This window comes from Paenibacillus sp. 8b26 (assembly GCF_050626875.1).
GTDB lineage: Bacteria > Bacillota > Bacilli > Paenibacillales > Paenibacillaceae > Paenibacillus.
On record NZ_CP192445.1, the window covers coordinates 1,758,637 to 1,772,072 of the forward strand.

13 protein-coding genes are annotated in these 13,436 nt (G+C 50.3%); 3 read left to right on the plus strand and 10 right to left on the minus strand.

Annotation, left to right across the window (positions count from 1 at the left end; translation table 11 throughout):
- Positions 1-24 precede the first annotated feature (24 nt).
- Entirely contained in the window at positions 25-915 is an 891-nt protein-coding gene (ligD, locus tag ACQ4MX_RS07920; RefSeq protein ID WP_431090027.1) for a non-homologous end-joining DNA ligase, read from the plus strand.
- Positions 916-969: 54 nt separating this feature from the next.
- Here ligD and ACQ4MX_RS07925 read toward each other — a convergent pair whose 3' ends face one another.
- Positions 970-1,914: a YitT family protein gene (locus ACQ4MX_RS07925; RefSeq protein ID WP_082067108.1), complete on the minus strand. Its 945-nt coding sequence runs from the start codon at positions 1,912-1,914 to the stop codon at positions 970-972.
- 195 nt (positions 1,915-2,109) lie between these two features.
- Positions 2,110-3,540, minus strand: a complete 1,431-nt coding sequence (gene cls / locus ACQ4MX_RS07930) for a cardiolipin synthase (RefSeq protein WP_431090028.1) — start codon at positions 3,538-3,540, stop codon at positions 2,110-2,112.
- Positions 3,541-3,662: 122 nt separating this feature from the next.
- On the opposite strand from cls, the gene ACQ4MX_RS07935 reads away from it, so the two are divergent.
- Both ACQ4MX_RS07935 and ACQ4MX_RS07940 read left to right on the plus strand, forming a co-directional pair.
- Entirely contained in the window at positions 3,663-4,694 is a 1,032-nt protein-coding gene (locus ACQ4MX_RS07935; RefSeq protein ID WP_431090029.1) for a M23 family metallopeptidase, read from the plus strand.
- A gap of 19 nt (positions 4,695-4,713) precedes the next feature.
- Positions 4,714-5,175 (plus strand): bactofilin family protein, encoded by a 462-nt coding sequence (locus ACQ4MX_RS07940; protein ID WP_431090030.1) that lies wholly within the window; start codon positions 4,714-4,716, stop codon positions 5,173-5,175.
- 15 nt (positions 5,176-5,190) lie between these two features.
- On the opposite strand, the gene ACQ4MX_RS07945 is transcribed toward ACQ4MX_RS07940, so the two are convergent.
- The 8 genes from ACQ4MX_RS07945 to ACQ4MX_RS07980 form a co-directional block, all read right to left on the minus strand.
- Positions 5,191-6,276, minus strand: a complete 1,086-nt coding sequence (locus ACQ4MX_RS07945; protein WP_431090031.1) for an AI-2E family transporter — start codon at positions 6,274-6,276, stop codon at positions 5,191-5,193.
- Between the two features lie 259 nt (positions 6,277-6,535).
- The gene (locus tag ACQ4MX_RS07950; protein WP_134910796.1) at positions 6,536-7,318 is read right to left on the minus strand and encodes an ABC transporter permease; all 783 of its coding nucleotides are present in this window, start codon (positions 7,316-7,318) and stop codon (positions 6,536-6,538) included.
- Positions 7,311-8,231 (minus strand): ABC transporter ATP-binding protein, encoded by a 921-nt coding sequence (locus tag ACQ4MX_RS07955; RefSeq protein WP_431090032.1) that lies wholly within the window; start codon positions 8,229-8,231, stop codon positions 7,311-7,313. Before ACQ4MX_RS07955 ends, ACQ4MX_RS07950 begins: the two co-directional genes overlap by 8 nt.
- A gap of 109 nt (positions 8,232-8,340) precedes the next feature.
- Positions 8,341-8,832, minus strand: a complete 492-nt coding sequence (locus ACQ4MX_RS07960) for a hypothetical protein (protein WP_431090033.1) — start codon at positions 8,830-8,832, stop codon at positions 8,341-8,343.
- Positions 8,833-8,967: 135 nt separating this feature from the next.
- A complete protein-coding gene (locus tag ACQ4MX_RS07965; RefSeq protein ID WP_431090034.1) occupies positions 8,968-9,945 on the minus strand; it encodes an LCP family protein in 978 nt (325 codons plus the stop codon).
- Between the two features lie 15 nt (positions 9,946-9,960).
- Complete coding sequence (locus ACQ4MX_RS07970; RefSeq protein WP_431090035.1) at positions 9,961-11,301, minus strand: UDP-glucose dehydrogenase family protein; 1,341 nt, start codon at positions 11,299-11,301, stop codon at positions 9,961-9,963.
- 51 nt (positions 11,302-11,352) lie between these two features.
- The gene (locus ACQ4MX_RS07975; protein ID WP_431090036.1) at positions 11,353-12,162 is read right to left on the minus strand and encodes a WecB/TagA/CpsF family glycosyltransferase; all 810 of its coding nucleotides are present in this window, start codon (positions 12,160-12,162) and stop codon (positions 11,353-11,355) included.
- Entirely contained in the window at positions 12,140-13,345 is a 1,206-nt protein-coding gene (locus ACQ4MX_RS07980) for a glycosyltransferase (RefSeq protein WP_431091277.1), read from the minus strand. The genes ACQ4MX_RS07975 and ACQ4MX_RS07980 overlap by 23 nt, the downstream gene beginning before the upstream one ends.
- Positions 13,346-13,436: the final 91 nt, after the last annotated feature.

Genomic DNA, 13,436 nt, shown 5'->3' on the forward strand with positions numbered 1-13,436 from the left:
GGCTAAAAGAAGGAGCGTAGCGTTATGGGACAAGCTGTTAAAGGCATCATTACCATCGAAGGTCTGGAAATTCCTATCACCAACCCGGATAAACCCCTGTGGCCCGAAGCTGGCGTCACCAAAGCGCTGTATCTTCGCAAGCTTGCGGTGCTGGCCCCTTTTCTGCTCAAATATAGCCACAACCGTTTACTGACTGTCATCCGCTGGCCGCACGGCATTCACGGGGATTTTTTTTACCAGAAAAATGCCCCGCAGCCCCGGCCGGACTACATCGAAACCTTCCAGCATGACGGTATTGAATATATGGTGCTCGGCACACTGCCACAACTGCTATGGCTCGGCAATCAGGCGGCGCTGGAATTTCACCCATCCCTGCATCAAGCGGGCAGCACGCTGCCGTGTGAATGGATGATTGACCTTGATCCGTCCAGAGAAGTGGAGCCACGCATTATGGAAGCGGCGTCCATCGTCGGGGAGGTGCTGGCTTCGCTTGGTTTGCAATCTGTACCCAAAACGTCCGGGGCTACGGGTGTGCAAATTATCGTCCCGATCCGGACAGGCATCACCTTCGACGAGCTTCGCAGCATTGGTCTGCTGGTGGGACAGTTCGTAACCGAAAAACACCCGCATCTGTTCACACTGGAACGATTAAAAAAGGATCGGGGAACCGCTATCTATTTTGATTATTTGCAGCATTATCAAGGAAAGACCCTGGCCGCTCCCTATACCCCGCGAGCACGCCCTGGCGCTACAGTATCCACCCCACTGACATGGGACGAGGTGCGACAAGATGTATCGCCGCTTGACTATCATTTGCTGAATATTGAGGAACGGCTAACTCAGGTGGGCGACTTGATCGCCAAGATCCCTCCCCAGCCCATCGAGGATGTTCTCAAGCATATGCGCGCCAAATAAAAAAGGGGACGAACTCCACAGCCGTAAAATCGACCGTGGAATCGTCCCCTTGCGCTAGTGTATTCCTTTTTTCTTGAAGCGTCCGCCCTTCACATCGTGAATGTTACCTATCGCCACAAAGGCATGTGGGTCCCAATCTTCAACGATGTTCTTCAGCTTCGCTTCTTCCAGACGGGTGATAACGACGAAAATGACTTTCTTGCTTTCGCCTGTAAAGCCACCCTCACCTTCCAGATAGGTTACGCCCCGTCCAAGACGGTCCGTCAGGGCATCCCCGATGTCGCGGTATTTTTCACTAATAATCCAGACCGATTTGGACTGATCCAGACCTTCGATGGTAATATCAATCATTTTCATCGCAATATAATAAGCAATCATGGAGTACAGGGCATTCGGCCAACCGAATACAAAGCCTGCGCTGCCCAGAATGAAGATGTTAACGAAAAGTACGATCTCACCGACCGAAAAAGGAGTTTTTTCACTGACGAGAATAGCTACGATCTCTGTTCCATCCAGCGAGCCGCCGGACCGGATGACGAGACCTACCCCAACGCCGAGAATGACACCGCCAAAAATAGCGCCGAGCAGTGGTTCGCCAGGGGTCAACGCATTTACACTGTGAAGTAACGTGGTTCCGATGGACATCACGATAATGCCGAATAATGTGGATAAAGCGAAGGTTTTACCGATTTGCTTGTAGCCGATAACCAGAAATGGAAGGTTCAACAGGGTCAGGAAAATGCCGAGTGGATAGCCAGTAATCTTGGAGGCCATAATTGAAATACCTGTGACCCCACCGTCGATAACGCCGTTAGGAACCAGGAATATTTCGAGGCCCACTGCCATAAGCGCTGCACCGAAAATAATCATGGCCGCACGCTGAAACAGGCGTTTTGCTTTGTTTTTAGGATTGGCTGGAATTTTGCTGATCTTGGTCAACTCTCCGGTCACATCTGTGATCTCAGACAGATTGTGGACTTCCTTGCTCACTACACTCATATATAAATCCCCCCGTTACAGTATGGTATATTGGACCGAAAAAGGGGCTGCATTCCGCAGTCCCTTCTCCTTTACCGCGCTTGTGTTATATGAATACTATACCATAAAACTGTGATTTTGCGCAAAAAAGTTAGCAAAAAGCACATAAATCTCAATAAAGCGGGATTATATTGATAAAAACGGCGAAAACCGCCTTTAAAGGAGCGGAGAGAGCATGCGAGCCAGAATTTCAGCTGTTTTCTGTAATCGTGGCCGTCTGCGGAACACCTTTAAATCAATGTGCGAGGAGTTGGACAGGTCCTCTTCAAAATCGGCCGAAAGGTGTTCCAGCGCTGACCGGGCAAAGAGTACAGCGGTCAACTCAAAATTATAGAAAAAGCTGCGCATGTCCATATTGGCAGTCCCGACCGAGCCGAGCAAATCATCCACAATGATGATTTTAGCGTGAATAAATCCTTTACGGTATTGATAGAACTCCACACCCGCCTCCAGCAGCTCTTGCACATAGGACAGGGACGCCAGATGCACCAGCTTTGAGTCCGATTTGTATGGAATAATAATTCGCACATCTACGCCGCTGACCGCCGCCAGCTTAAGCGCTTCATAAATCCCCAGATCGGGAATAAAATACGGCGTGGTAATCCAAATCCGCTTCTTGGCAACCGCCAGCGCACCAAAGCACATTTCCTGAATCGTATCCCATACCTGATCGGGACCGCTGCTCAAAATCTGTACTTCCTCATCTCCTTCACAGGTATGCGGCGGAAATAAATTCTCATCCATCAGCCGTTCCCCGGAGGCCAGCTTCCAGTCGCTCAAAAAAGCATTTTGCAGAAAATAGACACTATCTCCCTCAATCTGCAAATGCGTATCCCGCCAAAATCCCACCTTGGGGTATTTGCCGAGATAATCGTCGCCCACATTAATGCCTCCAACAAACCCGATCAATCCGTCCACCACTACGATTTTACGGTGATTCCGGTAGTTAATCCGGCGATCCAGCGTGGCGAAAAACGGGGGCAGAAAATAATGAAACTCTACACCTGCCTCACCACAGGCACGAATAAAGGAATACGGCAAATTGTAGCTCCCCACGCCGTCCACAACGAATCGAACCCTCACCCCCTCACGCGCCTTGCGGATCATGAGCTCCTGAAATTGAGTACCGATGTCGTCCGACCGGAATATGTAAAACTCCACATGAATATGATGCTGCGCCCGTTCCATCGCTGTGAGCATCGCCTCAAAGGTCTCCTCCCCATTCGTTAGCACACGGGTGCGATTGCAGCCGGTCAACGGATTTTCCGACATGCGAATTAGCTGGTTAAACAGACGCTCCTGGTGCTTGAAATGAGGATTGTGCATTTGTTCTACATTCTCAATCACCCTCGATTGTGACCACAGGCGCTCGCGGAATTCACGAAATAGCTGTGATCCCCCTTTTCGCACCATTTTGCGTTTCTTATAATCCTGTGCAACAAAGTAGTACACGACAAAGCCGATGAGCGGGAAGCAGAACAAAATAAATAGCCAGGCTACCGCCTTGGACGGCTTGCGAAATTCAAAGAGCAGGATCGTCCCGGTCTGAAAAATAAAAACGATTAAAACCAACAGCAACCACAGCATGTTTAAGCCTCCTTATATATCTATGTTTTATACCAAGCTCCAATTTTTTTGACATGTTTGCCCCTTAAGCTGAATAGATAGTAACCAAGCACTATAGGAGCGATGTCCGGAAAGGAGCGATTATGAAAAAAGGAAGCCTAAATCGCCGGATGACCTTGCTCGTCATTCGAGATGCACAGCAACCACCCAAGCAGTTGCAATGCTCTACAGCCGCTGTCATTCTCGTCCCGACCCTTGTGATCGCGTCCATCTCTACACTCGTGATCGGGCTGCAAATCCGTTCTTCCCATATCATTTCCCAAATGGAAACGAATCTTGCCGTCCAGAGCTTGCAGATGGAGGTTACGGTAGCGAACAAGGATGCGGCAATCGGGCGATTGCGCCGTGAAGTCATGGAACTGACGAATCAGGCCACCAGTATTCGCGAACGCCTCCAGCGTGTAACGGAGCTGGAACAGCAAATGCAGCAATTTATCCGTAAACATGGAAAATCCTCTGCCACCAGTAGCAGCAAAGCAGCCATAACCCCACTCTCCTGGGATGCCTCCGGCTATACCGGGGGCGAATTGATTACAGTACATGAAAATACAGCCATGCTTACTCGTCAAGCCATGGATGATTTTCAGGAAATCGAATCCCTGCTGGACACGGTAGAGCGCACGGTTCCCCGCTCTATTCAGCAGGCGAACGCCGTACAGCAGAACCTTGAGCAGAAGCAAGCCGCACAGTTGCTCCAGACCCGCAGACTAGCGCTTGCCGAACAAGGCAAGCCTTCGGCCTGGCCTGTCAGTTCACGCCGGATGACCTCCAGCTTCGGCTATCGCAGCGATCCGTTTACGGGCAAATCGGCTTTCCATTCGGGCATGGATATTGCCGGACAAACCGGTGACCCCGTCTATGCGGCAGGAGCGGGCACCGTGCTGGAGGCAGCTTCCAGCGGGGCAAGGGGCAAGTGCATTATCATCCAGCATCCTGACGGACTCCAGTCCTGGTATATGCACCTGAGCAGTATGCAGGTGACTCCCGGGGATCGAATCCATAAAGGGCAGACCATCGGCATGCTGGGAAGTACGGGAAGAAGCACGGGGCCTCATCTTCATTTTCAGATCGTCAAGCATAGTCAGCCTGTCGATCCGTTACTGTATGTACAATAAAGGATTGGAGGAAAACAACATGTTCAAAGAATCCAAAAAAAAGCTGGCCGCTCCTGCGACCGATACGCTGTTGGCTAACGGCACCAGCTTTGAAGGTACGATTGAGGCTGAGGCCAATATTCGAATTGATGGCCATTTTCAGGGCGATATCCGCAGCACTCGCGCCGTCGTGATCGGGGAATCTGCTGTCGTGCGTTCGGATATCATCGCACGGGACGTCATCCTTGCCGGCAAGGTATTCGGCAGCATCACCACAGAGGGACGACTGACGATTACGCCTACGGGTGAACTGTATGGCAAGGTAACCGCCGCTGCGCTGGTCATCTCCGAAGGCGGCGTACTGGACGGTACGAGTCAGATGATCCGCACGAAAGACGCAGAACCGTCTGCTTCAACTGACGATTCTGATCTTGAAACACAATCCGGTACTCGCAAAGACAGGGAAACCAGTCAAGCGACCCTGCAATCAGAAACGGGATAATTCCATTTACTCCATTCATTCCATCATATCCTCCATCCTGTGTTCCAAAAATAAATGATACACCTTACGTATCACTATTTTAGCGCACATGTACAGCGGAATAACCAAAACGATACCCAAAATGCCGAGCAAGTCACCACCGACCAATAACAGTATGACGACAGTCAGCGGATGAATATCCAATTGCTTGCCAAACACAACAGGTGACAACCAATTATCCTGAATTTGCTGGGCAGCGATCACGACGACCAGCGACCAGATCGCCATGGAAGGTGATTCAAGAAACCCGATAATGACGACGGGTATGGAAGCCGCCACAGCCCCCACATAAGGGATAAAATTAAGAAAAATCGAAATGACCGCGAGCAGCAAGGCGTAAGGCAGACCGATGATTAGAAAGCCAAGGAACATCATAATACCCAGCGCGACATTTATCAGCACCCGACTCACGATAAAGCTGCTGAGCGCACTGTCGATATCCTCCATGACCTCCAGCACGTCCTTGTGATATTTTTTAGGAAAGAAGTTTAGCATTTTGGGACCAAACTTGCTCCCCTCCTTCAGCATGTAATAGAGCAAAATCGGAAAGGTAGCCAAGACGATAAAAAAGTAGGATACGAACGATACCAGCTTAACCGAATAATCGGACAGAGCTGAAAAAGCCTCATTCAACGTATCCGACAGTCGTGACAGCGGATCTTCCCCCGGAGGCAACACTTGTCTCAAGGATTGATTATGCCGCCATTGGCTCAATTGATCAACCAGACTGCTAATGAGCTTCGGCGCATTTTCAAATAAATTCGTTACCTGATCACGCAATGTAGGCCATACACCCCATGAGAAAATAAACAGCAGCGCGGCAATGAGCAGATAAATCAGCAAAATGGAGACGGGACGCTTGATTTTTCTTCGTTCCATCAAATCTACCACTGGCCTCAATAAATAGTAGAAAAAAAAGGACAGCATCAACGGTACAACCAGCAGGCTGACCAGAGATACGATAGGACTGAATATAAAACTTACTTTGGTGCCCAAGTAAATAATGAGCAAGAGCATGACAATACCTGTAGTCAGGCGAAAAAAACGATTATTGGGCAGCATATCATGCAGCACTCCCTTCTGATCTGTTTCTCTCTACCTCTTTAAACGCAAAACGACCCTATTGATTGATTCTTGCTGAAAATAGGTTGCAATATACCCCGGCACGCATAATCTGTAGCGGTAATTGTATAGATACAGCACCAAAACAGCGCAAAAAGGACGTGCAAATGGATAGCCATTTAACACGTCCTTTTTACTGCTTTAAGAATATGGTGAAATTCCCAAGTTATGAAAATCAGATCGAACCAGAGGATCGGGTTTAGGTTGAAACATCCCGTTTCACAAAAACTACCCAGGCAATTGCGATAAAAACTACATAATAGGCAGCCAGCACGGTGAGCGAAAAGGTCAAACCAGAACTTACCGTGCCCGGCGGCATTTCGAGATATTTTTTCAGGTCCATATGCGTAAACAGCACGTATTTGGTCCATTCATAACGATCTGTACTAAACAAACCGATTGAATTATAGATTGTTTTGGTGAACATCATGAACAAAGACAGGCCAATCGCCAAGGCGCTGGAACGAAAAACAGCGGACAACATAAAAGCAAAGGCGATGGTCACGAATAGAGCGATATAGCTGTACAAGAAGTTCAGTGTTACATAAGAAATCGGATCACTGAACGGCGGAATCGAACCGGCTGGCGTATCTTTGGATAACATCAGCCAAGAGGACAGCGAAACCATCGCTATTAAAATGAACGTTCCGAGCAAACTGAACAGGATGACCGATATATATTTGGACAAAAGAATTTTGCTGCGGGTCCAAGGGCGGATAAGCAGCAGCTTGATGGTTCCCCATGTAAATTCACCCGCCACCGAATCAGCCGCTACAATGACCGTAAACGTCGTATTGAGGAAAAATGTAAACATCGCCGTCAACACGATACCATCCCACACGCTGACCTGATCGGAAACCAGGGCAATCAGCATCGGAATCACAGCCGTGATGACCGCCAGCAACCCTAGCATAATCCACGTCCGTACACGCAAGTAAATTTTAAGATTTTCGTTATGTACCAGCTTGAAGAAGTCAGCCAATGGACCCGCCTCCCGTCACTTCCAAGAATTGATCTTCCAACGTACGGGCCACCGGACGAATCGCATATACCTTGACTCCATTTGCAGCCAGAAGGCTGTTCATGTCTGCTATCTGCTCCCGCTCCAGATGCAGCAGCAGTTGGTTGCCTTCGACGCGCCCTGCTCCGGCAAGCGCATAGGCTTGCTGGGGATCATTCACTTCAAAAGCAATTTCCGCCGTCTGGGCTTCTTCACCTGTGCTCTTCAGTTGCTTGATGTCAATCAGCCGTCCGCTTTGGATAATGGCGACACGGTCGCACATCAGCTCCATTTCAGACAACAAATGACTCGATACAAATACTGTAATTCCCTCGCTCCGGCTCAACTGTCGCAAATAATCCCGCAGTTCGCGGATACCCTGCGGGTCCAGACCGTTGGTCGGCTCGTCCAGCACGAGCAGCTTTGGCCGATGCAAGATCGCCTGTGCTACCCCGAGTCTCTGCCGCATTCCGAGCGAGTAGGTTTTGACTTTATCGTGAATCCGGTTTCCGAGTCCTACCAAACGGATCGCTTCATCTATGCGCTCCTTGGTAACCCCTGGTGACATTCTCGCAAAATGCTGCAAATTTTGATAGCCGGTCAGAAATTTGTACATCTCCGGGTTCTCCACAATCGCACCAACGTGGGAAACGGCCTTTTCAAAATCGGTTTTGATGCTGTCTCCACAAATATGAATATCGCCCTTGCTGATCGAAATCAGGCCAACCATCATACGAATAGTGGTTGTTTTTCCCGCACCGTTCGGTCCGAGGAAACCAAATACCTGCCCCGCTGGAACCTCCAGCGTCAGATCGTCCACAATCGCTTTTGAGGAAATGATTTTACTCACACCCTCCATACGTATGACGGGAAGCTGTCCTGTCGCTTGCTGCATGCTATGAAACTCCTTCCATCCGGAGTGAAGCTCTATTCTATTTTGCTGTTCATTTCCGGTTTTGGAAGTATTGTACCATATTTAACCTACTAGAAACACTGCGTCCGATCTATTCCTTATCCTTGTATATCCAGAGCACCCGCCACTCTTCACCTTCCTGCGTCACATAACAAGGCTGTACGATATCAAAATTTCCGAACCGGGTCTTGTAATGCTGAGTAACTGTAATACGGTAAACCTTCCCCAGCTCGTCTCCACTCTGCTCTGTGCGAATATCATATTCAGCCTGCGGCTCTCCCAGCTCGAATGTGAACGTATCTGTCCCCATATCCTGCATAAACACATGCGCACGCTGCTGCACATACGTGGATTTTTCGAATTTCTTCTTCATTTGTGAATGAAAAAGCTCCCAGGAGCCTCCAAAATTACCTGACTGCTCCATCGTATAGAACTCATTCAGCGCTTCAACCGCCTGATCGCCCTCACCCGTAGACATCACCCCGCGCAGACCCAGCCACAGCAGCCATAACAGCCCGCATATCAATGCAAAATACAGCAGCTTGCGGACGAACGCAGAAGCCGCTCTTCCTCTAAACAGCACAAATCGCCCCTCCCCTCAGTTGGACATTCTACTGAATACTCTACAGATGTATGTGGGACAAGCCGAGTTTAGAAGAGCGTAGAAGAGAATAAAGGGTGACCTCCTTACAAGTCACCCGAGTGCATAAAGACCAGCCTAAGGTGATATCGCTGTGGTGAGCAAATGCTGCTCCATCAGTCCACGAATACGCTGGCGTTCCTGATTATCCACGATGTAATAATACACCCCGTTGATTTTGGTTCCATGGCCCTTCAACTCAACCATATCCGTCTGCCGTAGGGACGGGCCGATCCGGGTCAGAAAGGTCGTCATATCGTCAAAGGTAATATCCGTGCGGATCTGCTCCCCCGCTGCCTGCAATATCGGTTTTACCTTTAGCAGTCCTTCCTTGCTGATTGCCTGTGCGAGAATTTGCTTGAGCAGCTCCCGCTGGCGGGCATTTCTCCCGAGATCCCCACGCGGATCATCAAAACGCATCCGCGCATAGGACAACGCCTCAGTTCCGTTCAGCTTCAAGCTTCCCTGCGCAAAATGATGGCCCTCATATTGAAAATCGAGCGGATTGTTAACCGCGACTCCCCCCAAAAGGTCAACCATTTTCGCAAACCCTTCCATGTTCATTTGCACATAGTAATCCATCGGATGATTCAAGAAATGCTCTACCGTACGGATCGACATGTCCACGCCGCCGAAGGCAAAGGCATGATTGATTTTGTCCTCACGTCCTCTGCCGCTCAGTTCTGTTCGCGTATCGCGCGGGATGTTGAACATCAATACAGTGCCTTCGGCGGGATTAACGGACAGGACGATCATCGTATCCGAGCGCCCCCGATCATGGGGACGCTGGTCCACGCCCAACACAAGCACGGTGAATGGCTTGAATTGGGATATGGCTGCCGGATTGGGCATACCCGAACCGTTGCCTGTAACTGCCGGGCGTGCCGCTCCGCCTGTTGTAAGGGTAGAAATCGCGGCGGGCTGCACGATACTGCGCGGATGGTACATGGCATTTGCCGCCGTTTGAACGGAATGATATACGTAAGCGGTGTAAACACCAGCACTCACCATCAATAATGCAGCGGCCCCTAATGTTATTTTCAGCCATCGTTTCATACAGAGCCTCCCCCTTTACGGGTTCATTACAGACCGATGACGATCCATATCCAGATTGTTCATCTGCGGCCTGCCGACAGAATAGTATGCAAAGGCAGACTGCCTGATTTGCTCCTCACGGTACACATTGCGTCCGTCGATCATAATGGGATGCTTCATAAGCTCGTTCAGCTCGCCCAGCCCCACCTCACCAAATTCCTCCCACTCGGTTAGCAGGCACAGCGCGTCGCATCCTTCTGCCGCTTCTCGTGCGCTATTGGCCCACGTCACTTCCGAGCTGTCCAGCATTCTGCGGAAGTTTGCGGTAGCGACCGGGTCATACGCGCGAATTTGCGCCCCCGCTTCCAGAAGCGACTGCATAATATCCAGTGCTGGAGCATCTCTTACGTCATCTGTATTAGGCTTGAATGCCAGCCCCCATATGCCAATCATGGCTCCTTCCAGATCACCCAGCGCTTCTTCCAGCTTACGAATTACATTAAAGCGCTGCCCCTGATTCACTTCCACCACGGATTTTAGCAGCTTGAATTCATAGTCCACGTTGCCCGCAATCTGGATCAGCGCCTGTGTATCCTTGGGAAAACAAGAGCCGCCATAGCCGATGCCTGCGGACAGAAAAGAGGAACCGATCCGCTGATCCAGCCCCATGCCGTGTGCCACACGTGTAACGTCTGCACCCACTTTTTCACAAATATTCGCAATCTCATTAATAAACGAAATTTTAGTCGCCAAAAAAGCGTTCGACGCGTACTTGATCATCTCCGCCGAACGGATATCTGTGGTCAAAATATTTGTCGTCAGCGGCTCATGCAGCGTACACAGCACAGCGGCGACATGAGGGTCGGATGCCCCGATCACGATGCGGTCCGGCTGGAGCGTATCTGCTACCGCCGAGCCTTCGCGTAAAAATTCAGGAACCGAAGCCACGCCAAAAGAGTAGCTCGTACGGCTCGCGATCAGGCTGTGAATACGATCATTGGTTCCGACAGGCACCGTGCTTTTGGTGACAATCACTTTGTAGCCATTCATGGCGTCTGCCACCTCGCGTGCGGCTCCTTCAATATAGGACAAATTCGCTTCCCCGCCTGGCAACGAAGGCGTACCGACCGCCAAAATAACGATCTCCGCTCCCTCTACGGCAGATGCGGTATCTGTTGTAAAGGTCAGGCGTCCCTGCTCGACATTATCCTGGATCAAGCCTTTTAAGCCCGGCTCATAAATCGGTACTTTTCCTTCATGAAGCCGACTAATTTTGTCCTCATTCTGGTCGACACAGACGACCGTATTCCCGAGCGCGGCAAAACAGACTCCCGATACCAGTCCGACATACCCCGCACCAATTACACATAGCTTCAAAGTAGCTCCCCCTTTTACATGCTGTCTCGCTACATTACGCTTACACCAGCTTCACTTCTCTACGCCTCTCCCTGCATGCCGATTATGATGGAGCGTCAATCGTTTGTTCTGCCGATAGGATTTGAGAAAACGGTATACATACACCGGATTGTTATAAGCGTATCTCTTCCACAACCGTTTCGGCTCGCTAATCAGGCGGTACAGCCACTCCAGCCCCAGCTTTTGTATCATTAGCGGCGGTCTGCGAACCTTTCCGGTGATATAGTCAAAGGCCGCTCCTACACCAATCATCACGCCACGGATGCGGTCTTTGTTACGATACATCCATATTTCCTGCTTCGGACAGCCCAAGCTGACGAAAACGATATGCGCACCTGACGAGTTGATGTCATGAATAATCTGCTCCTCCTCATCCGGCCGAAGCTCCCGAAATGGCGGTGAAAAGCCCCCTGCGATGCGGATTCCTGGGTAGTCCTGCTCCACTCTTTCCTTCAAGCTGTCCAGCGTATCCGGCGTGCTGCCGTAAAAATAAATACTTAATCCTGTCTGCGGCGCGCGTTCGCACAACTTGAGCATCAGACTGGGGCCGTCCACCCGGTCCTGACGCTCAAAACCATACAGCTTGAGCGCCCATACCAGCGGCATACCATCCGGGGTACACAAGTCTGCACGTGCAAGTGCCTCTTGGAACTCGGATTGATTTCCGGCTGTAACAATGGAATGCGTGTTGCAGATACATACATAGCTGTCCTTGCGTCCAACTGCCCATTGCTCCACCGTGTGTACTGTTTCCTGAAACGTAAGCGCCGCAATATCTGCGTCCGCAATCCTTCCGACTCTATACTGGGGCAGCTGCTTCATAATCACGCTCCTCTATCGCCTCGCTGTATATGGCCATCAGTTGCTCGTAATTCACTTCTTCTGTGTAGCGTGTAGCATATATTTCCGATACCTTCTGTCTCATGGCTGGATAGTTTTCATAGGCTGTCGCACGACGGATTACGGCACTTATATGTTCCATATCATCATGTTGAAAATGGAACCCGGTCACTCCATCCTCCACCACTTCCTCCAGTGCTCCGATTCGGCTGCACAACACCGGGGTTCCCACGGAATAGGACTCTACGATGGTCATGGGAAAGCCTTCATACCAAATGGAAGGGACCATGACATACATGGCCCGGCTCATGCAATCCAGCACCGTGTCTCCATCCTGCTTGCCGAGAAAACGAATGTCCTCCTGTGGATAAGCGGCAGCCAGTTCAGCCTTTTCCGGGCCATCCCCAATGATGACCAGTCTCAAGCCGCCCCGATCTTCCACCTGTGTCCAGGCTTGCAGCAGATTACGCACCCCTTTTTCAGCTGAGATCCGCCCCACAAACAACAAGTAACGATCATCCGGGTCATACACGGCTTCCACCTCTTTACGTTGGATAAAGTTAGGCTTTACCGCGATACGATCTGGTGGAATGCCGCTTTCGGCAAATTTGTCCCTTGCAAACTTGGTCAGCGCAATATATCGGTTTACTTTGTGCTGCCATGTGCCAATCAGATCGTTGAACTTGATCATCGCCGCCACCGGAATCGTCTGTAGCTGTGAGTCCCGGTAGCACCCGTGGCGGATGGAATGCAGCAAGGTGCCGTGCAGGCATTTTTCACAAACCTCATTCCCTCGCATAAAGGTCGCCGCCGGACAAATCAGCCTGTAATTATGCAGCGTTTGGACGACCGGAATCCCTAATCGTTCACAGGCATGATAGACGGAAGGCGAAATAACCGGAAAAAAGTTATGCACATGCACCACATCCGGCTTCACCCGCAGAAGCAGCTTTTTGATTCTTTTAAACTCTGGCAGGGACCATGCCGCCTCGACTGCCAGCTTTGCCATGTTAATCAACCCTTTGCTTTGGATGCTGTCGTTATGCACATAATAGTGCTCTGTCTCAATCCCTCTGGAGCGCAGCATAGCCAATTCCTGCTCAACAACCTTGTCTTCTCCCCCGCTTTGCTGATAAAAGTTATGGATGACCAGCACCCTGCCCACCGTTTTTTGGTTATATTCACGTCGATGGACATGGCTTGCTGTATCCGATAATGGTGATGATATGTCGGACTGAGGGACCTCCCCCTGAACA